Origin of the sequence: Halorubrum sp. Atlit-28R (assembly GCF_003665955.1) — an archaeon.
Lineage (GTDB): Archaea > Halobacteriota > Halobacteria > Halobacteriales > Haloferacaceae > Halorubrum > Halorubrum tropicale.
On the sequence record NZ_QPLS01000011.1, the window covers coordinates 90,438 to 114,095 of the forward strand.

Genomic DNA, 23,658 nt, shown 5'->3' on the forward strand with positions numbered 1-23,658 from the left:
CAGACATGACCCACGCTGGTTCCGACTCCGACGGCGGCTTCGCGCGGCGAACGATCCTCCGGGCGGCGGGGCTCTCGGGCGTCGCCGGGCTGGCGGGCTGTATGAGCCAGACGGTCTCCACCGCGGCGACCGGCGACGGCGCGGAGCCGACGCAGGCGGACGACGACGGGCCCGCGCTCCCCGAGACGGGGTCGCCGGAGGTCGTCGACCTCGACGAGCGCGGCCCCGAAACCGCGCTTCCGCTTACCGCTCGCGGACGACGACGAACTCCGCGAGGTCGCGGAGGTACTCGATCGCCTCCGTCTCCGGCGGGTCGGCGTCGTCGAGCGCGGCCAGCGCGCGCTCCGACTCCGCCCGGGCGCGCTCGTTGATCTCCTCGGGCGACAGCGACGTGACCTGGAGCACCGACGGGCGGTCCATCTCGGCGTCCTGCCCGGTCGGCTTGCCGAGGTCGTCGGCGTCGGCGGTGGCGTCTAACACGTCGTCGCGCATCTGGAAGGCGACGCCGACGCGCTCGGCGTACTCGCCGAACGAGTCGATCGCGTGCGGCTCGGCGCCGCCCGCGACCGCGCCGAGTTCGGCGGCGGCGCGGAACAGCGCGCCCGTCTTCCGGCGCGCGAGCTCCATGTACTCCGCTTCGTTCGTCGGGCGCGCCGCCAGCTCCGTCGCCTCGCCCTCGCCGAGTTCGACCATCGCCTCGGCGACGGTGCGCATCGCGCGCGGGTCCGTCGAGAACAGCGCGAACGCCTCGCCGAGCAGGCCGTCGCTTGCGATGATCGCGGGGCCGTAGCCGAACTCGGCCCAGGCGGCGTCGGTGCCGCGGCGGACCTCCGAGCGGTCGATGATGTCGTCGATCACGAGCGAGGCGTTGTGGACGAACTCGATGCCGGCCGCGAAGTCGACCGCCTCCTCGGGGTCGCCGTCGAACGCCTCGCAGGCGAGGACGGTCACCGCGGGCCGGACGCGCTTGCCGCCCGCGAGGACGACGTGTCCGACCTCGTCGGACAGCTCCTCGGGCTCGACGCCGTCGATGACCGACTCGATCCGGTCTTCGACGAGCCCGACCCGACGCTCCAGGTACTCCATCTACCGCCCGGAGGGCCCCGGCGCGCAAAGGCCTAACGGAACGCCGTCCGGGGGCGATTCGGACGACGGCGGCGGCGCGCCCGCCGCGCTACCGGAACCGCACGCCGAGGTCGTCGAGCCCGTCGTTGTTCGCGGCGACGTTGATTAAAAGCGGCGTGAGCCCCTCGATTTCGGGTGCGTTGGCGATCCCGCCGGCGTCGAGCGCGCGCAGCCCCTCGATCCCCTCGGCGACGTCCGCGACCGTCCGCTTGGCGTCCCCGTCGTCGCCGATCACGAGCGTGTCGACGCCCAGTTCGGCGTCGAGGTTCGCCAGCCGCGCGGCCGCGAGGTTGTGGAACGCGCCGACGACGGCGACGCCGTCGGGCGCCGCGTCCGCGACGATCCGCGTCACCGAGCCGGCGCCCGGCTTGTGGTAGTGGAATCCCTCCTCGTCGCGTTTCATCCCCGTGGCGGGCGAGACCAGCACGTCGCCGTCCTCCAGCGACCCCGCCACCGCCTCGACGGTGTCGCCGACGTGGTACGGCGGGACCGCGAGGACGACGATCCGCGCGTCGGCGGCGACCGCGGCGTTGTCGCCGCCGGTCACCGCGGCGTCGAGGCCGCGGCTCTCCAGTTCGGTCGTGTACTCCTCGGCCTTTGCCTCGGCCTTCTCGGCCTCCCGGGAGCCGACCGCGACCCGGTGGGGCGTGTCAGCCGCCAGCCGGAGCGCGAGCCCCTCGCCGATGTCACCGGTGCCGCCCAAGATGGCGATTTTCATACTGTCCGTGGGGCCGCTCGCGTCTTAGGGGTTGCGCGACCGGCCGTCCTCGCCACGACCGAAGGCGACCGGACGGCGGGGGACTTTTGCCCGATCGCGCGGAGTTGACGCCCATGGACGAGCAGGACCGCGTCGCCGCGTTCGTCGCCGAGCACGGGTTAGAGACCGACCTCGCGTACCGCGTCCTCGACTTGGAGAGCGAGGTCGGCGAGGTCGCGAAGGAGGTGGCGACCTCGACCGACTACGGGGAGGACCCGGACGCCACCGCGATCGCGACCGACGAGGTCGGCGACGCGCTGTTCGCGCTGCTCGCGCTCGCCGACGCGGCCGATATCGACGCCGACGCCGCGCTCGACGAGTCGCTGGCGAAGTACGAGTCGCGGATCGAGTCGTCCGGCGACGCCGGGTCCGGGCAACAGCGGCCCGGGCGGCGACGCCGAATCCGAATGTGAGGAGCGCACGAGGCGCCGGTTCAAGTGCGTCGCCCGCCTACGGGGCCCATGCCCGACGCCCCGTCGCTCGCGCTGCGATACGTCGCCTGCGACGCCTGCGACACGGTGTTCGCGCGGCCCGACGACCCCGACGAGCCCGCCGCCTGCGGCCGGTGCGGCGCCCGTCCGCTCCGCGAGCTCTCGGGAGTTCGGGGGCCGGACGCGTACTTTTCACCGTGAGCCCGACCCGCAGGTGGAGGAGTTACCGATGGGTCACCACCGACGACTCACCGCCGCCGGTTCACCGCAGGTCGTCCATCTCCACCTCTCCGGCCGCGATCGCCCGCAGCTCCTCGTCCGAGAGGCGGTCGATCACGAACTGCGGCATCCCCTCCGGGAGCCCGGCCGGCACCGACCGTCCGCCGTCCGTGCGAGACGCCGCGGAAGGGCCGCCGTCCGTGTGAGACGCCGCGAGAGGCCCGCCGTCGTCCGCGGTCAACCGATTGACGGCCTGCTCGACGGTCTCGACCGCCGCCGACTGCCGCTCGCTCTCTTCGGCCACCTGCCGCATCCGATCGCTGATCCGGTTCGACTGCTCGACCACCCCGTCGACCGTCGCGGCGATCTCCTCGGCCGCGGCGGCCTGCTCGTCGGTCACGTCCGAGACCTCGTCGATCCCGTTCGCCGTCTCCGTCACCGCCTCGGCGATGGCCGTGAGGCTCTCGGCCGCGTCGTCGACGCGCTCGCTCCCCTCGTCGACCCGGACCGTCGTCTCCGAGAGGCTCTCGACGGTCTCGTCGGTGTCGGCGCGGATGCCCTCGACCATCGCCTCGATGTCGCTCGCGTGGCCCTGCGACTCCTCCGCGAGCGACTTGATCTCGTCCGCGACGACGCCGAAGCCGGCGCCGGCGTCCCCGGCGCGCGCCGCCTCGATCGAGGCGTTCAGCGCGAGGAGGTTCGTCTGATCGGCGATGCCGTTTATTGCGTCGACGAACTCGTCGATCTCCTCGACGCGTTCCTGGAGCGCCTCGACGTCCTCCGCCACCTCGTCGACCGCGGTCCCGATGTCGTCCATGGCTGCCGCGGCGTCGTCGGCCGCGTCCGCCCCCTCCTCGGCGAGCGTCTCCGCCCGGCCGCTGGTCCGCTCGACCTCGTCGGCGGTCGACGCCACCTCCTCGACCGTCGCCGAGAGGTTCGCCACCTCCGAGGAGACCTCGGCGACCCGCTCCGACTGGTCCTCGGCCTCGTCGCCGACCTCAGCGGCGCTGTCGGCGACGTCGCTCGCCGACTCGCGCAGGTCGGCGATCGGCTCCTCGACCTCCGCTTCCACGTCCGCCATCAGCCGCTCGTTCCGCTCGACCGCCGCCGAGAGCTTCTCGCTGTACGAGTGGATGTACGTGTCCGTGACGACCTGCATGTCGAGGTTGACGATCCGGAGGATAGAGAGCAGATCCTCGATCGCGTCGTCGACCTCCTCCTCGACCGCCGCCGCGGTCGCGTCGTCGAGCGCCTCGCCGGCGGCGTCGGGGGCCAATCGGTCGGTGAGCGAGTCCGCGAGTCGGTCCCCGACGATCGGCAGGATGAGGTCGTAGTACACGCCGTACTGGCCGAGGTAGTGTTTCATCGGCATCTCGAGCACGTCGTGGATCTTCCCGATCCGCGCCCGGTCCTCGAAGTACTCCTCGCCGTACTCGCCCCCGGCGAGCGTCACGAGGTACGCCGACTGCGTCCGCTTGAGCTGTTCGATCCCCTTCTCGGACCGATCGATCACGTCGACCGTCTGCTGGTGGCCGGTGAGGTTCTCGTAGAAGTCGTCCGCTATCCGGTCGGCGTTCTCCGCGAACGCGTCCTCGTACCGGCTCAGTCGGCGCTCGTCCTCCGCGTCGAAGCCGACGAACTCCTTCCGCCACGCGATTTCGTCGGCGTCGAGCCCGATCTCGTCGACGAGCTCCGACGCGTCGAGCCCCTCGTTCAGCCCGCCCTGGCCGAAGTCGTCCCGGCCGTACTCTCCGGATGTAGCCATGGCGGAGCCTCTCTGCTTGGGTCATATAAACGGTGCCCCGCGCTTCTCACCGGCGATACCCGGGCTCAGCGGCGAGTACCGGGAACTGACGGCCGTGAACGCGGCGTCGGCGGTCGCTCAGTCGTCGCCGGCCGCCTCGCTTCCGTCGCCCGCCTCGGCGGCGGGCTCGACCGCGACGGCCGAGTGCTTGAACTCGGGGATCTTCGCCTCCGGGTCGAGCGCGTCGCCCGTGAGCGCGTTCGCGAGCGGCTCCGCGTAGTGGAACGTGCAGAACGCGACCCCCTCGCGCACCGCCGGCGTGACGTCGGCCGCGACCTCGACGGTCCCGCGCCCGTTCGAGACGGTCACCCGGTCGCCGTCCTCGATGCCCCGCTCGGCGGCGTCGCTCGGGTGGACCTGGAGGGCGTCCTCGCCGCGCATCGCCGTGAGCCGGTCCGAGCGGCGGCTGAGCGCGCCGCTGTTGAAGTGCTGGAGCACGCGGCCGGTCGTGAGCACCAGTTCGCCCGCGTCGAGGTCGTCGGCGGGCGGGACCGGGTCGACGACCGCGAGGGGGGCGGTGCGCTCCCCCGTCGCGAACGCCTCCGCGTGTAACACCTCCGTGCCGCGCCCCTCGTCGGCGTCGAACGGCCACCGCTGGTAGCCGTCGCCGATCCCCGCGTAGCTCATCCCCTCGTATATCGGCGCGACGCGGGTCAGCTCGTCGAAGGCCGCCTCCGGGCCGTCGTAGTCGAACGCCTCGGGACGGTCGGTCAGCCGCCGGCCGAGCGCGGTCAGGATCTCGAAGTCGCGCCGGGCGTTCCCCGGGAGGTCGGCGTTGGGGCGCATCCGCAGCACGCGCCGGTCGGTGTTCGTCACCGTGCCGGACTTCTCGGCCCACGCGCTGCCGGGGAGGACCACGTCCGCGTGCGCCGCCGTCCGCGTCTCGAAGAGGTCGATGACGACGCAGAAGTCGAGGTCGTCGAACGCCGACGCGACCGCGGTCGCGTTCGGCTCGGTGACCGCGGGATTCTCGCCGAAGACGACCGCCGCGCGCACCTCGTCGCCGAAGCGGTGCGTCGCCTCGACCTCGGTCAGCCCGGGCTCCGCCGGCGGCTCGACGCCCCACTCCGCCGCGACGCGCTCGCGGGCCTCCGGGTCCGTCACGGGCTCGTAGCCGGGGAGGACGCTCGGGAGTCCTCCCACGTCGCTGGCGCCCTGGACGTTGTTCTGCCCGCGGAGCGGGTTCACGCCGGTCCCGGGTCGCCCGACGTTGCCGGTCAACAGCGCGAGGTTGAGCAGGGCGTGGACGTTGTCGGTGCCGCAGCGGTGCTGGCTCGTCCCCATCCCCGTCACGATCGCTGCGCGGTCGGCCTCGCCGTACGCCCGGGCGGCCTCGCGGATCGCCTCGGGCTCGACGCCGGCCGCCTCGGCGTTGGCCGCCACGTCGACGCCGGCGAGGTGCTCGCGCAGGCGGTCGAAGCCGGTCGTGCGCTCCGCGAGGAACGCCTCGTCGACGAGGTCCTCCTCGACGAGCACCGCGGCGACCGCGTTCGCCACCTCGATGTCCGTGCCGGGCCGCAGCGGGAGGTGGACGTCCGCGGCCTCGGTCGTGTCGTTCGCGCGCGGGTCGACGTGGACCAGCGTCGCGCCGTCGCGGACCGCCGGGAGGACGTACGACCGGAACGCGACGGGGTGCTGCTCGGCCGGGTTCGCCCCGTTGACGTAGATGCAGTCCGCCTCCCCGAGGTCGTCCAAGGTGTTCGTCATCGCGCCCGCGCCGAACCGCTCGCTCATCGCGGCGACCGTCGAGGCGTGGCAGAGCCGCGCGCAGTTGTCGACGTTGTTCGTCCCGAGCACCCGCGCGAGCTTCTGGAGGACGTAGTTCTCCTCGTTCGTACAGTTCGACGACGCGAAGAACTGGACCGCGTCCGGCCCGTGCTCGTCGACGACGCGGCCGATCCCCTCGACCGCGCGGTCGAGCGCCTCCTCCCACGGCGCCGTGACGAAGGTTCCGCCGTGACGCACCAGCGGCTCCGTCAGGCGGTCGTCGTTGTCGACCACGTCGAACGCGGCCGCCCCCTTCGGGCAGATCTCCCCGCGCTCGTTCACCGGTCCCTCGACGCCGGTCGCGCTGCCGCGCCCGGCGTACTCGACGCTGCAGCCGACCCCGCAGAACGGACAGACGGTCGGGTTCGACTCGAAGCGCCGCTCGGACGTCTCGGTCGGATCGGTCATCGGATAGACGCAGGGCCTCCACGACCCTCCCGATGCGGCCGGAACTGCGTGGTGTTTTAAGTAACGATCCCGCGACCGGCGGCGCGACCGCCGACCGGGGCGCGTCACCCCGTCACGGCGTCGCCGCCGACCGGCGCGACCTGGCGCCCGAGCGACAGGGCGCCGGCGGTCACGAGGCAGGCGGCGAACGCGATGGTGCCGAGCTTCCCGCCGAAGCCGACGACGTACGGCGCCGCGCCGACGAACCCGACGCCCGCGGTCCCGCCGGCCAGCAGCATCGCGCCGGGGCCGGGGATCCGCTCCGGCGTGGCCATCCCGGCGAACGACGCGCAGAAGGCGACCGCCGCGACCGCGTCGCCCGCGGCGAACAGCGGCGGGCAGACGACGCCGGCGACGAGCCCGACGACCGCGCTCGCGACGACCGGGCCGTGGCCGAGCCGGACGCTCACGAGGAACGTGACGGGCGCGGCGACCGCGGCCGCGGCGACCAGTCCCGCCGCGACGGCCGGGTCCGGGACGGTCCCGGTGCCCGGCGTCAGCCCGCCGAGCGCCGCCACGGACAGGCAGCCGACGAACGCCGTCGTCCCCAGCTTCCCGCCGAACCCGTTGAACGCGCGCTTGGCGGCGACGAAGGCGACGGCGGCGGCGAGCCCGGCCGCGGCCACCGACGCGAGGTCCGCGCCGGCCGCGGGCGTGGCCATCCCGACGAACGAGCCGCAGTACGCCGGCGCCCCGTACGTCTCGGTCAGGAGGTGCGCGCAGAGGCCGACGAGCGCGGACGCCACGACCGCGCCGACGCCCACCCGCACCGAGAGCGCGTACGTGACCGGCGCCGCGACGGCCACCGCGGTCGCGTTGCCGAGGTCGACCCGCGTGACGCCGAAGCCGTCCGTCCGCAGCGCGTCCCGCGTCTCCCTCGCGGCGGTGTACCCGAGGCTCACCGCGGCGACCGCGAAGACGGCCGCCCCGATCGGTAGCTCCGGTCCGCCGACGGTTCCGCCCGCAAGGCCCGCGGCCGCCGCGGCGCACATCCCGGCGCCGGCGCCGGTCAGGGCGACCGCTCCGACCGCGTGGATCGCTCGGTTCACGGCCGCGACTCCGGGGCGTGGACCGATACCGACCGGCCCTCAGTATTGCGGGTGTTCTCGGTGCGACCCATCGGTGCGCCGCGCGCGTCTGGGATCAGGCCTTTGTGCCCGTCGCACTAACCCCGACGCGATGGGAACCGGAGGGAAGCCGGCCGACGGCGGCGCGGGCGCGACGCCCGACGGCGTCCGCGCGGGCGTCGCGATCCACGGGACGGGGAACTGCCCGGTCGTCGCCGCCTCGACCGCCCACGAGGGCCCGATCACGGGCGTCACCTGGACGCACGCGGGCGACACGCACACCGAGGAGTTCCGCGCCCGCGACCCGGACGCGGTCGACGGCGCGGAGGGCGTTCCGGAGCCCGCCTCCGTCGTGGACCTCGGCGACGAGCGCGTGTACCGGTACGAGCGCCCCCGCGACGGGACGTGCGCCTGCCGGGTCATCGAGGAGCTCGACTGCCCGATCGCGGACGCCCGCGCCGAGGACGGCGTCCTCCTCCTGACGCTCCACCTCCCCGACCTCGAACGCCTGCGCGACATCGTCTCGGCGCTCGACGGGACGGCGGAGCGCGTCGAGGTCCGCTACCTCGTCGAGGGCGCGGCGCGCGGCGACGGGTCGCCGGACCGGACGCTCGTCGACCGCGGCCGCCTCACCGACCGCCAGTGCGAGGTGCTGCGGACCGCCTACCGCATGGGCTACTTCGAGCGCCCCCGCGACGCCAACGCGAGCGAGGTCGCCGGCGCGCTCGACATCTCCCCGTCGACGTTCGCCGAGCACCTCGCGACGGCGCAGCGGAAGCTGTTGGAGGAGACGCTCGCCGGGAACTGACGGCTCGCCTCAGGCGGCGTGTTCGGCGATCGCGGACTCCAGCGTCGCGCGGTCCTGCGCGCCGACGAAGCGGTCGACCGCCTCGCCGTCGGCGTACAGGACGAGCGTCGGGATGCTGCGCGCGCCCAGCTGCTGGGCGACCGCCTGGTTCGCGTCGACGTCCACCTTCGCGACCGCGGCGTCGGTCTCGGCGGCGAGCGCCTCGATCGCCGGCTCCATCATCTGACACGGCCCGCACCAGTCGGCGTAACAGTCCACCAAGACCACGTCGTGCTCGTCGACCGCGCGCCGGAGCTCGTCCGTCCCGTTCACGTGGATCGGCTCGCTCGGGGCCGCCGCTCCGCGGTCGTCGCCGGCGTCGGGTCCGGCGCTCCCGTCGACCGCCTCGCCGTCGCCGAGGCGCGCCTCGAGCTCCCGCCGCTTCCGTTCGCGGATGCGCTCGCGCTCGGTCTTCGCGTCGTCGCCCGTCGGTTCGTCCGCGTCGGCTGCGTCGCTCATATCACAGTATTGGAGACTTAGAACAATATACCTTCCGCCGCCGGATCCGCTCGCGCGTCACTCCGTCGGCCCGAGGAGGCCGTCGAGCCCGGCCGCGCCCAGATCCACGTGCTTCGCGACGAGGTCGGCCGCGCGGTCGTACGGCGAGCGGTCGGTCGCCGCGCCGTTTGGACGCGCCAGCCCCGCGTGCGCGAAGACCCGCTCGACGAAGGCGTCGCGCACGGCCGCCGTCTCGAAGAGCCCGTGGAGGTACGTCCCGAGGACGCGCTCGGTCGCGACGCTCCCCGCGCCGAGCGGTTCGGTCGCGACCGCGGTCTCCGCCCCCTCGTCGGCCGCGTCGCCGAGGCGCCGCGTCCGCCCGGCGTGGATCTCGTACCCGGTCGCGCGCCCCGCGGCGCCGGCGATCGGTCCGACGCCCTCGACGGCGCACGTCACGCGCTCGACGCGCTTCTCCGTCGAGAACTCGGTCTCGACGGGGAGGAGCCCGACCCCCGGCACCGCCTCGCGGTCGCCGACGCCCTCGACGGCGGCGCCGACGAGCCGCTCGCCGAGGATCTGGTACCCGCCGCAGACGCCGACCACGGGGCCGTCGAACGCGCGCAGCGCCGCGTCGAAGCCGGCGTCGCGGAGCGCCAGCAGGTCGTCGACCGTGTTCTTCGACCCGGGGAGGACGACCGCGTCGACCCCGTCGAGCGCGGCGTCGAGCGGGAGGTAGGCGACGCGGACTCCCGGCTCGCGCGCCAGCGGCTCCAGGTCGGTGAAGTTGGAGATGCGTGGGAGCCGCGGGACCCCGACCCGGACGGCCGCGTCGTCGGCGACGCCGTCGTCGCTCCCGAGGACGCCCCCGCCGCGGTCGCTCCCGCCCGGTCCGTCCTCCTCCGCGTCCGGCAGCGAGAGGCTGTCCTCGGCCGGGAGCCCGGGGTCGTCGTGCGGGACGACGCCGACCACCGGCACGCCCGTCCGCGCCTCTATCTCCTCGATGCCGGGTTCGAGGAGGCCCGGGTCGCCGCGGAACTTCGTGATCACGGCGCCGCGGACGCGCTCGCGGAGGTCGTCGGGGAGCAGTTCGAGGGTCCCGTAGAGGCTCGCGAACGCCCCGCCGCGCTCGATGTCGACCGCGATCAGGACGTCGGCGTCCGCGAACCGGGCGCACTCGACGTTCGCGAGGTCGCGGTCGCGGAGGTTGATCTCGGCGACGCTGCCCGCGCCTTCCGCGACGATCACGTCGTGGCCGGCCGCGAGGCGCTCGTGGGCCGCGACCGCGGCCGCGCGCGCCGCCTCCCAGCGGTCGTCGTAGTACTCGCTCGCCGGGGCGTTCGCGACCGCCTCGCCGTCGATCACGACCTGGCTCTCGCCGCCGCCGCGGGGCTTGAGCAGCACGGGGTTCATGTCCGTCGTCGCCGGGACCTCGGCCGCCCGCGCCTGGACGTGCTGGGAGACGCCGACCTCGCCCCACTCGCCGTCGGGCGTCAGCGCGACCCGCGCGTTGTTGCTCATGTTCTGGGCCTTGTACGGCGCGACCGAGACGCCGCGCCGCGCGAGCAGCCGACAGAGCCCGGCCGCCAGCGTGCTCTTGCCGACGTGGCTCGCGGTCCCCGCGATCAGGACGGTGCGGGCGTCTCCCTCGGCCGCCGCCGTCTCGCCGTCGGTCACGCGACCCCGCCCCCCATCGTCAGTACTCCGTCCCGCGCCGGGCGCGCCGGCCGTCGTCGAACGGGTGCGCGACCTTGCGGACGTTCGTTATCAGGTCGGCGACGCCGTCGAGGTACGCGGGCTCGGCGTGGCTCCCGGTGAGCACGAGTTCGAGGTCGCCCGGCTTCGACTCGGCGAGGGCGACGACGTCGTCGGGGGCGACGAGCCCGCGGTCGGCCGCGTACAGCAGTTCGTCGACGATCAGCATGTGGACGCCGTCCTCGGGGTCGCCGTCGAGCGGGAGCGGCTCGGTCAGGTCCACGTCGGCCGCGCCCGCGACGAGCTCCTCCGCGCGCTCGAAGGCGGCGGCCGCCTTCGCCTCGTGTTCGTCGTCGGCCGAGCCGTCGAGCAGGCCGTGCCAGCCGTAGTGACCGGCGTTCTCGTAGGTGAACCCCGGAACGGCGGCGATGGCGTTGTACTCGCCGCGGACGCCCTCGACGCTGTCGGCGCCGCCCTTCATCAGCTGGAGCATGTGGACGCGGTAGCCGTGGCCCGCGGCGCGGAATCCCATCCCCATCGCCGCGGTCGTCTTCCCCTTCCCGTCGCCCCACCAGGCCTGAACGAGCCCGAACTCCTCGGGGGCGGCGGGCTCGATCGGTTCGGGCTCGGGGGCCTCGCCGCCGCCCGGGGTGCGGCTCCGGTCGGCGGCCGGGGTCGCGTCGCGCTCGCTGCCCTCGCCGTTCTCGTCGGTCGATGCCTCGTCGGTGGTGTTGTCGTTCGGTGTCATGGGTCGAAGACCTCCGCCCGCTCGTCGGTGACGACGCCGTGTTCGGCGTCGGCCGCCGGGCCGGGCACGTCGCCGTCCGGGTACCGCGACCGCAGGCTCGCGCGGACCGCGTCCCGGACGCAGGCGCGGGCCGCCCCGCCGACCGCCGTGGCGCTGCCGGAGAACGCCGCGGGCTCGTCCTCGGGGTCGTCGCCGACGACGACCGCGTCGCTCGTCGTCCCCGGGACGCCGGCCGCCGCGAGCAGCGTCGCCGCCTTCGCCTCGGCCGCGACCGCGACGAGGTTCGCCGCGGCCCCGGGCGCCAGTCGCCGCGTCGTCCCGACGACCAGGTTGACCGTTCCGGGGCCGGGCGGGCCCTCCGCGGCCTCCGTCGGCCCCTGCGACTCGGCCGCGCTGGCCGGATCCGCCGGCAGCATCGCGGGGTTCGAGAGGCCGACGGTCGCGTACGCGACGGCGGGTCCGAGCCGCGCCCCCCTGGCGTGGTCCATCGAGACGCCCGTGAACAGCGCCGGGGAGGCGTCGGGGTTTCGGTCTCCGCTACCGCCGTCGCCGACGCTGTCGTCGGCATCGCCGGCGAATCCAGCCCGCGCCAGTCGCTCGTCGCGGTAGGCCGCGAGGTCCGTCCGGTCGAACCCCTCCGAGACGGTGACGTTGTACGCGGCCGCCGCCCGCGACCGCCCGCCGTCCCAGCCGGTCGAGAGCCAGCGCGTCCCCGGTCGGCGGAGCCGGAGGACGCCCTCGCTGACGGTCGCCTCAAACATCGGCGTCCGCACCTCGGCTTCCGCCACCGCTCGAACCGCCGTCATCTCCCGCTTCGTCGCCGACCCCGAGCGCTGTGAGGAGCCGGTCGTTCTCGGCCGGGCGGCGCACCGCGACCCGGACGTGCGCGTCGAGGCCGCGGAAGGACCGCGCGTCGCGGACGGCGACGCCCCGGTCGCGGGCCCGCTCGATCACGCGGTCCACGTCGCGGTCGCCGACGTCGAGGAGGAGGTACGGCGCCTCCGAGGGGGCCACCGCGTAGCGCTCGCCGAGCGCGGCCCGCAGCCGGTCGCGCTCCCGCCTGACGCGCTCGCGGGTCTCGCGGACGAACTCCTCCTGCCGGAGGCAGTACTCGCCGGTCGCGAGCGCCGGCGCGCCCAGGTTCCACGTCCGGCGGGCGCCCCGCAGCGCCGCGCCGAGGTCGCCCGTCGCGACCGCGAAGCCGGCCCGGATTCCGGGGAGCCCGAACAGCTTCGTGAGCGCCCGCGCGACGACGACGCCGTCGGTCCCCGCGAGCGACGCGCGCTCGGTGAACCCGAGGAACGCCTCGTCGACGAGCAGGACGGTCCCGGCCGCCCGACAGCGCTCCGCGAACGCGAGCAACGCGTCGCGGTCGTAGCCGGTCCCGGTGGGGTTGTTCGGGGTACAGACGACCGCGAGCGCGTGACCGCTCGGGTCGGCGTCGAGGACGCGGTCGGCGTCGGCGAACGACGGCTCGCCGCCCCGGAGCCGGACCTCGCGGGCGTACTCGCCGAAGCTCGGCGCCGGGACCAGGGCGGTGTCGCCCTCGTCGACCGCGAGCGCGACCGCGGCCCGGATCGCCGCCAGCCCGCCCGGAGTCGGGACCACGTCCCCGGGGTCGCAGCCCACGTAGTCGGCGGCCGCGCGCCGGAACGCCGCCGGCGGCTCGGGCGGGTACGTCCGCGCCCGCTCGAACGCCGCCCGGTAGACGCGCTCAACGCCGTCGGGGACCTCGGGGTTCGCGTTCGCGCTGAAGTCCAGCAGGTCGGGGTCGTCGCTGCTCCCGTGCGGCTCGCGGCCGAGCGCCGCGGCGCGCTCGCGGTTCACGACCGCCCACCTCCCTCGCGCGTCGCCGTCGCGTCGAGCCAGTCGACCCCGCCGGTCGGGAGCGGTTCGGGTCCGTCGCCGCCGAGCAGCCGTTCCGCGAGCCGGCGGTCCCCGGGGCGATTGACGTTGACGGCGAGGCGCGCGTCGCGGGTCGCCCGGACGGCCTCGTCGCCCGCGCCGTCGAGCGCGCCGACGACGTTGATCCCGGCGGGCACGAGGTCGCCGTCGACTCCCCCGCTCGCCTCGCCGTCGTCCGCCTCGTCGTACCGCGTCGCGGCGTCGGCGCTCGCGCCGAGCTCCCGCTTGCGCGCCGCGGGCACGCGGACCGAGAGCGCGTCGGCGTCGGCGGCGGCGTGCGCGCCGAGGACCGCGTCGACCGCCGGACCGTCGAGCAGCGGCAGGTCGACCGCGAGGGTGAGCGCCGGCGCGTCCGGTCCGGCTCCGAGGGCCGCCCGGAGGTCCGCGACGTACCCGTCGCCCGGCGTGTCGACCACCCGGAGGTCGACCGCTTCCGAGTCCGGATCGTCGGCACTCCCGTCCCGCCGCGCGACCAGTCGCTCGCGCGTCCGCGGCGCGTGCAGGGAGACGGCGGCGTACGCCGTCTCGACTCGGCTCGCGGCGAGCGCGTCGAGCGCGCGGTCGACCATCGACCGCCCGGCGACCGCCGCGAGCGGCTTCTCGCCCTCGCCGAGCCGGGTGCCGCGGCCGCCGCACATCACGAGAGCGTCCACGCGATCACCCCCGCGTGAATCCCGACGACCCGGGCGACCTCGGTCGTCGCGCCGAGCACGTCGCCGCTGACCCCGCCGAGGCGCGCGTTCGCCCACGCCAGCCCGACGACGGCAACGGCGCCCGCGGCGGCCAGCGCCGCGCCGGGGACGAACGCGGCGTCGAATCCGACGCCCGCCGCGGCCGCGGCGGGGCCCAGCAGCGCGGCGGGGGTCGCCGCGAGCGCGACCCAGATCAGGCCCCGCGGGCCGGACTCGGCGGTCAGCGCCGAGCCGAGCCCCTCGTGGGGGGCCTCGCCGACGCAGACGAGCGCGGCCGCGGCGCCCCTCGCGCCGACCTCGGCGGCGACGACGAGGGCGACGGCGTCGACGAGCGAGAGCCGGCCGAGGTCCACCGCCACCGTCGCCGCCGTCGCGAGGCCGAAGACGCCGAGCGCCACCGCGAGCGCGCCGCCGACGCCGAGCGCCGAGTCCTTCATCACCTCGCGGCGGCGCTCGGCGTCCCCGTGGACGACCGCCGCGTCGCCGAGGTCGGCGACGCCGTCGAGGTGGGTGATCCCGGTGACGAGGTACAGCCACGCGGGGACCGCCGCCGCGACCGTGGGGGACGGGACCGGGACCGGGAGCAGCGTCGCGGCGGCGACCGGGAGCGCGACCAGGGCGCCGAGCGCGTAGGCGACCGCCGGCATCGCCGCCGGCGTCCGCCGGAACGCCTCCCAGGCCGCCTCGTCGCGGCCGACGGGGACCCGCGAGCAGAACCCGAGCGCGCCGCGGAGCGCGGCGACCGTCAGTACCACGCGACCACCCCCGCGAGCGCGAGGAGCCACCCCGCCGCGGCCGCGACCGCGACGCCGCCCGCGGCGCCGACGAGGCGCACGGCGTCCCGGGCGGCGGTCGGGGTCGGCGGCTCGGGTCCCCCGGGGAGCGCGTACGCGCCCGGCTTCTCCAAGCGGACGCCGAGCGCGACCGCGGCCGTCGCCATCGGCCACCCCGAGTTCGGGGAGGCGGGCTCGCGGGCCAGCGGCCGCGCACGTCGCAGGCTCCCGGGCGACCGAGCGGCGACCGCGAGACAGCACGCGGCGACCCGCGCCGGGAGGAACATGACGGCGTCGTCGAGCCGGGCGCTCGCCCGCCCCACCGGCTTCGAGCGGTAGCCGAGCATCGAGTCGAGCGTGTTCACGGCCTTCGCCCAGGCCGCGGCCGCGACGCCGGCGGCGAGCGCGGCCGACGGGGCGGCGGCGCCCCCCGCAGCGGCGGCGAGCGCGACGGCGACGGTCGCGCCCGCGACGAACCAGGCGAGGGGCGCGACGAACCCGTCCGCGAGGTTCTCGGCGGCGCTCTCGACCGCGGCGCTCCGGAGGTCGGCCGGCGAGAGGGCGGCGGGGTCGCGCCCGACGAGCGCCCGGACGGACTCCCGGGCCGCGTCGGGGTCGGCCTCGCTCTCCGCGACCACCTCGCTCGTCACGTCGAGCAGCATGCGCAGGCTCGCGACCGAGAAGCAGACGGCGGCCGCGACGGCGACGGCAAGGACCGGAACGTCGCCGACTCGCGGCCCGCGGGCGGCCGCGAGCCAGACGCCCCCGCCGCAGACCGCGGCCGAAACAAGTGGGAGCGCGACCGCGACCGGGGCGCCGACGAGTCCCGGACGCGCCCACTCGCGGTCGAAGGGCCCGACGAGGCGCCCGAACAGCGCGACCGGATGGACCCGCCGGGGCGGCTCCGCGACCGCGAGGTCCAGCGCGACGGCGACGGCGAGCGGGGCGACCAGCGTGACCGCCGCGGCCGGGAGCGGTCCGGTCCCCGTCACCCTTCCACCTCGTCGGGGAACGCGTCGAACGCGTCGCTCGTCGCGTGGACGCGGCAGTGCGTGCCGAGGGTCCGGTGTCCGACGAGCCCCCTCACCGCCGGTCGCCCCCGTCGGTCGGCGTCGAGCCGCCGGGTTCCGCGTCGCCGCTCCCGTCGCTCGCCCTCCGCTCGGCGAGCAGTCGGTCGGTCACGGCGGCGATCCGATCGCGGACGGCGGCGTCGGTGACCCTCGCCCGGTCGGCGAGCGCGAGCGCCCCGCCCATCCCGACGCCCTCCTTCGCCTCGCCGCGGGCGTACGCCGCCAGCGCGGGGTGGTCGCCCTCGGCGAACCCGGGGTCGGCCGCCGCGAGCGCTAGGTTGAGGTCGCCCGCGAGCGCCGGGAGGTCCGCCGTGGGGTCGTCGGCGACGAGCGACGTGGTCGCCAGCGGGAGCCGGCGGTCGACGCCGGCGTGCCGCGCGAGCGCCGCCGCGGCCGCGAGCTGGGTGCCGCCCGCGAGCGTGACGTCGATCCCCGCGTCCGCGCAGCCGACGAGGAGCCCGGCGACCGCGGCGAGGACCGGGTCGCCGGCCAGCCGGACCGCCTCGATCGGGTCGCCCGCCGCGCCGCCCGGGTCGAGGCCGCTCGCGTCCAGCCCCTCGGCGACGACGCGGCGCTTGCGCTCGATCGGGTTCGCCGGGAGCGACGAGGAGACCGCGGCGCGCTCGCCGAGCGCCGTCAGGACCCCGAGCGCCGTCGTCGTGCCGCCCGGGATTGTCTCCGCGACGAGGAGCTCGGTCGCCCCGTCGCCGCCCGCGTCGTCGCCGCTCCCGGCGGCGAGGGCCGGCGCCAGCGACCGCGCGCGCTCGAAGACGGTCGCCGCCCCCGGGACCGGTTCCGGGTCGCGCACGTCGCCGCCCGGCGCCGCGCCGACGCCGCGCGTCGCGGCCGCGGTGGGCGCTCCCAGCCCGGCGTCGACGAACGCGGCGGGAAGCGACTCGGGGCCGAGCAGCTCGCGGACGGCGCGGGTGACGACCGCGGGGGTCGGACAGCCGCCCGGGCTCACCGGCACGGGCGAGCCCGGCCCCGGGCGGCCGGACGCGACGATCTCGAGGTCGGCGCTCGGCGTGTGGACGCGCAGGTCTGGGTCGGCGCCCGCGGCGCTGATCCCGTCGATCGCGGCCGTCTCGGTCGTCCCGGCGACGACGACGAGGGTCACGCCCCCCACCGGACACCCCCTCCGTCGAGGCTGCGTCGCCCCGGCGCGGCGTCGATGTGTACCACTGGCGGTTAATCGATACAAGTGAACTTTAATCGATCGACGCGGGGCGCCGGGAGCGGAGCCGAGCCTCCCTGTCACTCCTCCGCACGCGACCCGCGGAGCGAAGCGGTTAAGGGCGGACCGCGGGTAAATCCGCCAACTCGCTGGTGCGGACACAGCGGGCACTCGCCGCCGGGAACGTCGGGTCGGCCGACGCGCGCCCGGGACGAGACGACATGTGGCCCCTCGCGGCTGAATCGCAACCGTCCGCGGACACACAATGGCACGAAGCTTCTACTCGCACATCAAGGAGGCGTGGCGGTCCCCCAAGGAGGGGAAACTGGCCGAGCTGCAGTGGCAGCGCAAACAGGAGTGGCGCGACCAGGGCGCCATCGAGCGCATCGAGCGCCCCACCCGGCTGGACAAGGCCCGCGAACTGGGCTACAAGGCCAAGCAGGGCGTCATCGTCGCCCGCGTGAGCGTCCGGAAGGGCGGCTCGCGCAAGCAGCGCTTCAAGGCGGGCCGCCGCTCGAAGCGCCAGGGCGTCAACCGCGTCTCGCGGCGCAAGTCGATCCAGCGCATCGCCGAGGAGCGCGCCTCGCGGAAGTACCGCAACCTCCGCGTGCTCAACTCCTACTGGGTCGGTGAGGACGGCTCCCAGAAGTGGCACGAGGTCATCCTCGTGGACCCCGCCCACCCCGCGATCGAGAACGACGACGACCTGAACTGGATCTGCTCGGACGACCACAAGGGCCGCGCGTACCGCGGCCTCACCTCCGCCGGCACCAAGGGCCGCGGCCAGCGCAAGCGCGGCAAGGGCACGGAGAAGACGCGCCCGAGCGTCACCTCGAACGACCGACAGGGCAAGTAACGTCCCCGACGACGCCGACGTTTTTCCTCGCGGTCCGCGATCCCGACGAGCCGCGGCGCCGTGCGACGGCGACGCAAGAGCAAAGAGACCGCGTCACATACTCACGCACGTGGCGATCGTTACGTGACCGCGAACGCGCCCATTCCGCCCGACCCGTTCGCGACCGAACTCGAGTCGCTCGACGGCGACGCGTTCGCGGCGCTCGTCGCCGAGGCGTACGCGGCGACCGCCGACGCCGTCGACGTCGACCCGCCGCGGGTCACGGTGACCGAGGGCGGCCGACGGACCGAACTGCTCGCGGTCGCGGCCGCCGATGGGTCCGTCCCCGACGCCCCGGCGGACGCCGTCGTCGTCGCGAGCGACTCGCTGCTCGACGACCTCGACGCCGGGTTCGACGCCGACGTGGTGGCCCCGGCCGACCTCCGAGAGCGCCTGCTGTACGGCGTCCCGCCGGCGACGGCGAACGACATTTCCGACCGGTTCCTCGGCGTGCCGATCCGGTCCGCGGCCTACGAGAGCGCGGCCGCCCCCGCCGCCGACGCACCGGACTCCGGTACCGGCCCGGCGGACGCCGACGCGGTGACGGACGACGGCGACGAGTCGGGTGCCGCCGCGCCGGGCGCCGCCTCGTCCGAAACCACCGGTGATGACGCCGGTTCGGGTCTCCGGTCCGCCGACCGCACCGCCTCCGGTTCGTCGGGCGATTCAGGGGCCGACGCTCGACCGAGGGACGAGGTGGCCGCGACGGACACGAGAAACGAGGCGGCCGCGACCGACGCGAGCCACGCCGCCGCGGCCGAGACGAGCGACGAGGCGACTCCGACCGACGGGGCGACCGAACGGACGGACCGACGGGCGCTCCTCGCGGCGGTCGGCGTCGTCGTCCTCCTCGTCGCGGCGGCCGGGGCCGGGTTCGCCGCCGGCGCCGCCGGGGTCGGCGGTCCGGACGGCCTCGCCGGCGTGGGGGGCGGCGGGGCGAGCGACCCGGCCGCGGGCGACTCGGACCCGACGGGAGCGGCGAACGAGAGCGACGGCGGGAGCGGCGGATCGACCGACGGCGACGGTGCGAACACCGTCTCGGTCGCGGACGGCGACCCGACCGGCGAGGCCGCGCGGAACACGGCGCCGTCGCCCACCTGCGAGCGGTCCGCGCTCCAGGTCGTCCAGATCCAGATGAACGCGCTCCGCTACAACGACAACGCGACGAACGACGGGATCCGGACCCTCCGGGCGTTCGCCTCGCCGGGGAACAGGGACCTGGTCGGCTCGACCGGGGAGTACGCCGACCTGTTCGAGACGCCGCGGTACGGACCGATGCTCACGTACGACACCGCCCAGTACTCCGTGCCGGACGTCGTCGACGACGCCGCCTACGTCGAGGTCGTCACCCGGGAGAACGGCAGCGTCACCGGTCGGTACGAGTTCCGACTCGTGCGCGTCGCCGGCGGGAGCGGGGACACGGACACCTCCCTCGGCGACGTGGACGACTGCTGGATGACCGACGCCGTGGCGGCGTCGACCGAGTGAGTCGGCGCGCCTCGCTCTCGGGGCTCAGTCGAGCCCGTCGAGCAGTTTCGCGTAGAACCGGTCCTGTTCGGTCCGCGCGTCGGTCTCTTCGGCGTTCTCGTCGTAGCGCAGCCACCGGAGCACGACGACGAGGTCGTGTTCGGGGTCGACCCAGACGGTGTTCTGTCCGTGGCCGAGGGCGGCGTACGCTGACTCGGGGGCGCTCGGCCACAGCGTCCGCCCCTCGTTGAGCCACCACAGGTAGCCGTAGCGCTCGTTGACCTCACAGGGCTCGGTCGACGCATCGACCCACGCCTCGGAGAGCAGTCGGTTCCCGTCCCACTCCCCGCCGTTGAGGTACAGCAGGCCGACCCGCGCGAGGTCGCGGGCGGAGATCCACAGCCCGCCGCCCCAGTGACCGCCGCCGGAGACGCTCTTCATCGCCGTCCCGTCCACGTCGACCGTCGAGTTGTGGTAGCCGTGCCACTCCCAGGTGTCGGTGGCGCCGACGGGTTCCATGACGTTCTCGGCGAGCACGCGGGGGAGCGGCCGGCCGATCGTTCGCAGGAGCGCCAGCGAGAGGCGGTTGATCCGCACGTCGTTGTACTCCCAGAACGCCCCCGGCTCGCGGAGCGACCGCGTCTCCGACTTGTCGAGCGCCTCGCCGTCCTTCCCGACCGCCCGGTTGCGGTCGACGGCGTCGGGCTTGCCGAACAGCGTCCCCTCCCACTCGCTGGTCTGGTGGAGCAGGTGGCGCCACGTGATCGCCCCGTTGTGGTCGCCCTCGAACCCGCCGTCGTCGACGTACTCGCGGACGGGGTCGTCGACTGAGTCGATCCCGCCGCGGTCCCACGCGACGCCCGCGACGACCGAGAGGAAGCTCTTGGCGACGCTGAACGCCTGGTCCACGCGGCGGGTGTCGCCCCACTCCGCGACGAGGTAGCCGTCCTTGAGGACGAGCCCCGCGGGGCCGCCGCGCCGCGCGGGGTGGGGCCCGATCCGCTGCCCGTGCTCGCCTTCGGCGTCGTCCCACGTCTCGTGGTCCGCGAAGTCGTAGTCGATCTGCTCGCGCGGCGTCCCGTTCAGCTTGTGGTAGGCGACTGCGGCCGTGACGGCGTCCGGATCGAGCCCGACCGCCTCGGGGTCGCGCCGTTCCCACTCGTCCGCGTCGGGGAAGTACATAACTCGCTTTCAGTGCTCACCCCCTTCAGTCGTTCGCGTACTGCGACGTTCCGCCGGGGTCGGCGCCTCGACCGCAGCCCGGGAACACGATTATATCCGCGCCCGCACAGGTCGTATGCATGAGTCTCTCGCTCGACGCGACCCAACTCGACCGCTACTCCCGGCACGTCATCCTCGACGACGTCGGTCCGGAGGGGCAAAAGCGGCTGCTCAACGCCCGCGTCCTCGTCGTCGGCGCGGGCGGGCTCGGCGCCCCGGCGATCCAGTACCTCGCGGCCGCGGGGGTCGGGGCGATCGGGATCGTCGACGACGACGTCGTCGAGCGCTCGAACCTCCAGCGACAGGTGATCCACGGCGACGGCGACGTGGGACGGAAGAAGGTCGACTCGGCGGCCGACTTCGTCGCCGACCGCAACCCCGACGTCGACGTCGAGCGCCACGAGCTGCGGCTCGACGCGGGCAACGCCCGCGAGCTGATCGCCGACCACGACGTGGTCGTGGACTGCTCGGACAACTTCGCCACCCGCTACGTGGTGAACGACGCGGCCCGGATCGAGGGGGTGCCGGTGTCGCACGGCGCCATCTACAAGTTCGAGGGGCAGGTGACGACGCTCTCGCCGGACGGCCCCTGCTACCGGTGCCTGTTCCCCGAGCCGCCGGAGCCGGGGACGGTGCCCGACTGCGCGAGCACGGGCGTCCTCGGCGTCCTCCCGGGGACGGTCGGCTGCCTCCAAGCGACCGAGGCCGCGAAGCTGATCATGGACGTGGGCGACCCGCTCGTCGGCCGGATGCTGTTCTACGACGCGATGGACCTCTCGTTCGAGACGGTGCCGTACGCGCGCAACCCCGACTGTCCGGTGTGCGGCGACGACGGCATCGACAGCATCGACGGCATCGACTACGCGGCCGGGTGTCAGATCGACGCGGCCTGAGTCGGCCCGCTCGCCCCGTCCCCCGCGAGGCGCGCGCCCCGACCGCTCACAGCGACCGGTCGGCCATCGCGGTCCCCGCGGTGACGCCGGCGTCCTCGTCGACGAACCCCGACCGGACGCACCACCGGCAGTACCGGTACCCCGCCCGGTTCTCCGCGCCGCAGTGCCGGCAGACGACGGTCTCGCCGTCGGCGTCCAGCGGCGGCGGGTCGCCCCCGTCGGGCTCCCCCGCCCCGCTCGCCGAGCCGGCGTCGCCGTCGAGCGCGAGCGTCGGTCCGACCTCGGGCCCCTCGCCGTCGCCGTCCGACGACCGGGTTGCGGCCGAACCGAGCAGCTCCGCCGGGTCGCGGTTCCGCCGGACGAGCAGCCACGTCACCGCGAGGTTCAGCGCCGCCACGCCGACGAATATCGCGGCGAGCGGCAGGAGCTGGTCTCCCGTCATACGTGGAGTGTTACCATTCCATGCGCTTGTGTCTGACGGTGATTCCGACCGTCCGCGACCGCGATCCGGGCCCCGCGCCGACCGGCGGTCCCGCTCCAGAGTACTCTTGAGGCCGCCGGTCGAAGGCGCACCCGCATGAAAGAGACGATCCACACGGACGACGCCCCGGCGGCGGTGGGCGCGTACAGCCAGGCGACGACCGACGGCGACCTCGTGTTCACGGCCGGGCAGATCCCGCTGACGCCCGCGGGCGACCTGCTCGACGACGCCCCGATCGCGGTCCAGACGGAGCAGGCGCTCGACAACCTCCTCGCGGTGCTGGAGGAGGCCGGCGCCGGTCCCGAGGACGTGCTCAAGACGACGGTGTTCATGGCCGACATCGGCGACTTCGACGAGATGAACGAGACGTACGCCGACTACTTCGACGCGTCGCCGCCGGCCCGCTCCGCGGTCGAGGCCGGCGCGCTCCCGAAGGGGGCGGGCGTCGAGATCGAGGCCGTCGCCGTCGTCGAGTAGATGGCCGACGGCGAGGGCGGGTCGGAGAGCGAGTCGGACGCCGCGACCGACGGGTCCGTCCCCGCGCCCGGCGCGCCGGCCACCCCGCGTGCCCGAGCGCGCTCCGCGGCGCTGTGGGGGATCGTCGGCGGGTTCGCCTTCCTCGTGCTCGCGCAGGGGTACCGGCTCCTCGGTCCCGGATCGCTACCGCTCGGTCTCGGCGGGCTGGCGCTCGTCGCCCTCGCGGTCGCGGTCGCGTCGGCCGGTATTACGTATCTCGCCGAGGTCCGGGTGCGCGCGAAAAGAAGGACTTAACAGTCGCACCGGATTATCTCCGCGTGAGCCAGGATGGCCGAGTGGTAAGGCGCACGCCTGGAAAGCGTGTTCCCATCCGGGATCGGGGGTTCAAATCCCTCTCCTGGCGCTTCGCTGTCGCAACAACGAGCGAGGAGCGACAGCGACGATCGAGTACCGCGACAGCGATGCGCGGATGGATTTGAACCCTATCAGTCGCGCGCAGCGAACGAAGTGAGCGAGCACGTCTGATTTCGGTTCAAATCCCTCTCCTGGCGTTTTCGACGAACGACACGGCGAGCGTAGCGAGCCGTTCGTCGAAAACCCAACTGAGTGGATTTGAATCAGGGAGTGAAGCGAGCGAAGCGAGCGAAACGACTGAGGTTCAAATCCCTCTCCTGGCGCTTCGCTGTCGCAACAACGAGCGAGGACCGACAGCGACGAGCGAGGCCGGAATTATCGAGTCTACCCAGTTCGAGTCCGTTGAAATCCTCGGAGCGCGATGCGCTTCTGTCTTGTATTCAGTACGGAAATACGGTGAAAAACTACAAACAGATCTATCCGAAATAGATCCGTTGAGCGAATGGTCCCCCATATCTCTACTGACCGTCGTAAGATCCTCGCGAGCCTCAGCGGTGTCGGTCTCGTCGGTCTCGCGGGTTGTACCGACTTCCGCGGTGATTCCACGGCGAGCGACAACGACCCCACGGTTGTCGACACGATCGAGATCGCAAACGGTCAAGACGTCGCGCGAACGTTCGAAGTCGTTCTGCGATCCGCCGAGAGCGTACGCTACTGGGACTCGTTCGAGGTCGATGCGTCCGAAAGGGGTGACGGAAATTTAGCTGAATGCAGGCGCTAAGCCCCCGTCCTCAACGAGCAACGCAGGGCGTAGCCCGAGTAGCGCAGTAGGGCGGGGATACAGCGCCGTCATCATCTGTTCGTACACTGTTCTGTTGCAGGCCCACAGGCCCACGTCTACCGAAGCTGTTATG

Annotated in this window: 25 protein-coding genes and 1 tRNA gene; 10 read left to right on the forward strand and 16 right to left on the reverse strand. The window is 74.3% G+C overall.

The window, feature by feature from the left end; all coding sequences use genetic code 11:
* Positions 1 to 243: 243 nt before the first annotated feature.
* Together DVK06_RS14645 and npdG are read right to left on the reverse strand one after the other, a co-directional pair.
* Entirely contained in the window at positions 244 to 1,086 is an 843-nt protein-coding gene (locus tag DVK06_RS14645) for a polyprenyl synthetase family protein (protein WP_053771886.1), read from the reverse strand.
* A gap of 88 nt (positions 1,087 to 1,174) precedes the next feature.
* Complete coding sequence (gene npdG / locus DVK06_RS14650) at positions 1,175 to 1,843, reverse strand: NADPH-dependent F420 reductase (protein ID WP_121600829.1); 669 nt, start codon at positions 1,841 to 1,843, stop codon at positions 1,175 to 1,177.
* Between the two features lie 113 nt (positions 1,844 to 1,956).
* On the opposite strand from npdG, the gene DVK06_RS14655 reads away from it, so the two are divergent.
* Together DVK06_RS14655 and DVK06_RS19055 are read left to right on the forward strand one after the other, a co-directional pair.
* The gene (locus DVK06_RS14655) at positions 1,957 to 2,295 is read left to right on the forward strand and encodes a MazG-like family protein (protein WP_121600830.1); all 339 of its coding nucleotides are present in this window, start codon (positions 1,957 to 1,959) and stop codon (positions 2,293 to 2,295) included.
* Positions 2,296 to 2,343: 48 nt separating this feature from the next.
* Positions 2,344 to 2,514 (forward strand): hypothetical protein, encoded by a 171-nt coding sequence (locus tag DVK06_RS19055; RefSeq protein WP_199236345.1) that lies wholly within the window; start codon positions 2,344 to 2,346, stop codon positions 2,512 to 2,514.
* Positions 2,515 to 2,575: 61 nt separating this feature from the next.
* Here the strand turns inward: DVK06_RS19055 and DVK06_RS14660 are convergent, their stop codons facing one another.
* From DVK06_RS14660 to DVK06_RS14670, 3 genes are all read right to left on the reverse strand, one after another.
* A complete protein-coding gene (locus tag DVK06_RS14660) occupies positions 2,576 to 4,297 on the reverse strand; it encodes a globin-coupled sensor protein (protein WP_233561755.1) in 1,722 nt (573 codons plus the stop codon).
* Positions 4,298 to 4,414: 117 nt separating this feature from the next.
* Complete coding sequence (gene fdhF / locus DVK06_RS14665) at positions 4,415 to 6,511, reverse strand: formate dehydrogenase subunit alpha (RefSeq protein WP_121600831.1); 2,097 nt, start codon at positions 6,509 to 6,511, stop codon at positions 4,415 to 4,417.
* Between the two features lie 104 nt (positions 6,512 to 6,615).
* Entirely contained in the window at positions 6,616 to 7,599 is a 984-nt protein-coding gene (locus DVK06_RS14670; RefSeq protein WP_121600832.1) for a hypothetical protein, read from the reverse strand.
* A gap of 130 nt (positions 7,600 to 7,729) precedes the next feature.
* Between DVK06_RS14670 and DVK06_RS14675 the strand changes: the two genes are divergently transcribed.
* Positions 7,730 to 8,425, forward strand: coding sequence for a helix-turn-helix domain-containing protein (locus DVK06_RS14675; protein WP_053771882.1), 696 nt, complete (start codon positions 7,730 to 7,732; stop codon positions 8,423 to 8,425).
* 9 nt (positions 8,426 to 8,434) lie between these two features.
* Here the strand turns inward: DVK06_RS14675 and trxA are convergent, their stop codons facing one another.
* From trxA to DVK06_RS14720, 9 genes are all read right to left on the reverse strand, one after another.
* Positions 8,435 to 8,923, reverse strand: a complete 489-nt coding sequence (gene trxA / locus DVK06_RS14680) for a thioredoxin (RefSeq protein ID WP_121600833.1) — start codon at positions 8,921 to 8,923, stop codon at positions 8,435 to 8,437.
* A gap of 57 nt (positions 8,924 to 8,980) precedes the next feature.
* Entirely contained in the window at positions 8,981 to 10,576 is a 1,596-nt protein-coding gene (locus DVK06_RS14685) for a cobyric acid synthase (RefSeq protein ID WP_121600834.1), read from the reverse strand.
* Positions 10,577 to 10,595: 19 nt separating this feature from the next.
* Positions 10,596 to 11,342: a cob(I)yrinic acid a,c-diamide adenosyltransferase gene (locus tag DVK06_RS14690; protein ID WP_121600835.1), complete on the reverse strand. Its 747-nt coding sequence runs from the start codon at positions 11,340 to 11,342 to the stop codon at positions 10,596 to 10,598.
* The gene (locus tag DVK06_RS14695; RefSeq protein WP_121600847.1) at positions 11,339 to 12,103 is read right to left on the reverse strand and encodes an adenosylcobinamide amidohydrolase; all 765 of its coding nucleotides are present in this window, start codon (positions 12,101 to 12,103) and stop codon (positions 11,339 to 11,341) included. Before DVK06_RS14695 ends, DVK06_RS14690 begins: the two co-directional genes overlap by 4 nt.
* A complete protein-coding gene (locus tag DVK06_RS14700; RefSeq protein WP_121600836.1) occupies positions 12,096 to 13,169 on the reverse strand; it encodes an aminotransferase class I/II-fold pyridoxal phosphate-dependent enzyme in 1,074 nt (357 codons plus the stop codon). Before DVK06_RS14700 ends, DVK06_RS14695 begins: the two co-directional genes overlap by 8 nt.
* Complete coding sequence (locus tag DVK06_RS14705) at positions 13,166 to 13,885, reverse strand: NTP transferase domain-containing protein (RefSeq protein WP_121600848.1); 720 nt, start codon at positions 13,883 to 13,885, stop codon at positions 13,166 to 13,168. The genes DVK06_RS14700 and DVK06_RS14705 overlap by 4 nt, the downstream gene beginning before the upstream one ends.
* Positions 13,885 to 14,694: an adenosylcobinamide-GDP ribazoletransferase gene (locus DVK06_RS14710; RefSeq protein ID WP_121600837.1), complete on the reverse strand. Its 810-nt coding sequence runs from the start codon at positions 14,692 to 14,694 to the stop codon at positions 13,885 to 13,887. The genes DVK06_RS14705 and DVK06_RS14710 overlap by 1 nt, the downstream gene beginning before the upstream one ends.
* On the reverse strand, positions 14,685 to 15,704 hold the full coding sequence (locus DVK06_RS14715; RefSeq protein WP_121600838.1) for a CobD/CbiB family cobalamin biosynthesis protein: 1,020 nt from the start codon (positions 15,702 to 15,704) through the stop codon (positions 14,685 to 14,687). Before DVK06_RS14715 ends, DVK06_RS14710 begins: the two co-directional genes overlap by 10 nt.
* A 91-nt stretch (positions 15,705 to 15,795) precedes the next feature.
* Positions 15,796 to 16,908, reverse strand: a complete 1,113-nt coding sequence (locus tag DVK06_RS14720; protein ID WP_121600839.1) for a nicotinate-nucleotide--dimethylbenzimidazole phosphoribosyltransferase — start codon at positions 16,906 to 16,908, stop codon at positions 15,796 to 15,798.
* Between the two features lie 313 nt (positions 16,909 to 17,221).
* On the opposite strand from DVK06_RS14720, the gene DVK06_RS14725 reads away from it, so the two are divergent.
* Both DVK06_RS14725 and DVK06_RS14730 read left to right on the forward strand, forming a co-directional pair.
* Positions 17,222 to 17,812, forward strand: a complete 591-nt coding sequence (locus DVK06_RS14725; RefSeq protein ID WP_049931415.1) for a 50S ribosomal protein L15e — start codon at positions 17,222 to 17,224, stop codon at positions 17,810 to 17,812.
* Between the two features lie 123 nt (positions 17,813 to 17,935).
* Positions 17,936 to 19,339 (forward strand): hypothetical protein, encoded by a 1,404-nt coding sequence (locus DVK06_RS14730; RefSeq protein ID WP_121600840.1) that lies wholly within the window; start codon positions 17,936 to 17,938, stop codon positions 19,337 to 19,339.
* Between the two features lie 24 nt (positions 19,340 to 19,363).
* Here DVK06_RS14730 and DVK06_RS14735 read toward each other — a convergent pair whose 3' ends face one another.
* A complete protein-coding gene (locus tag DVK06_RS14735; RefSeq protein WP_121600841.1) occupies positions 19,364 to 20,500 on the reverse strand; it encodes a serine hydrolase in 1,137 nt (378 codons plus the stop codon).
* 119 nt (positions 20,501 to 20,619) lie between these two features.
* Here DVK06_RS14735 and DVK06_RS14740 point away from each other — a divergent pair, with 119 nt between their 5' ends.
* The gene (locus tag DVK06_RS14740; protein ID WP_121600842.1) at positions 20,620 to 21,432 is read left to right on the forward strand and encodes a molybdopterin-synthase adenylyltransferase MoeB; all 813 of its coding nucleotides are present in this window, start codon (positions 20,620 to 20,622) and stop codon (positions 21,430 to 21,432) included.
* Between the two features lie 46 nt (positions 21,433 to 21,478).
* Here DVK06_RS14740 and DVK06_RS14745 read toward each other — a convergent pair whose 3' ends face one another.
* Positions 21,479 to 21,874 carry a zinc ribbon domain-containing protein gene (locus tag DVK06_RS14745; RefSeq protein ID WP_053771873.1) on the reverse strand — a complete coding sequence of 132 codons (396 nt, stop codon included), beginning with the start codon at positions 21,872 to 21,874 and terminating at the stop codon, positions 21,479 to 21,481.
* A 135-nt stretch (positions 21,875 to 22,009) separates the two neighbouring features.
* Between DVK06_RS14745 and DVK06_RS14750 the strand changes: the two genes are divergently transcribed.
* The 4 genes from DVK06_RS14750 (at position 22,010) to DVK06_RS14765 (ending at position 23,525) form a co-directional block, all read left to right on the forward strand.
* A complete protein-coding gene (locus DVK06_RS14750) occupies positions 22,010 to 22,390 on the forward strand; it encodes a Rid family detoxifying hydrolase (protein ID WP_053771872.1) in 381 nt (126 codons plus the stop codon).
* A complete protein-coding gene (locus tag DVK06_RS14755; RefSeq protein WP_053771871.1) occupies positions 22,391 to 22,684 on the forward strand; it encodes a hypothetical protein in 294 nt (97 codons plus the stop codon).
* A gap of 27 nt (positions 22,685 to 22,711) precedes the next feature.
* Positions 22,712 to 22,793 (forward strand) — tRNA-Ser (locus DVK06_RS14760).
* Positions 22,794 to 23,246: 453 nt separating this feature from the next.
* Complete coding sequence (locus DVK06_RS14765; protein ID WP_121600843.1) at positions 23,247 to 23,525, forward strand: hypothetical protein; 279 nt, start codon at positions 23,247 to 23,249, stop codon at positions 23,523 to 23,525.
* Positions 23,526 to 23,658: the final 133 nt, after the last annotated feature.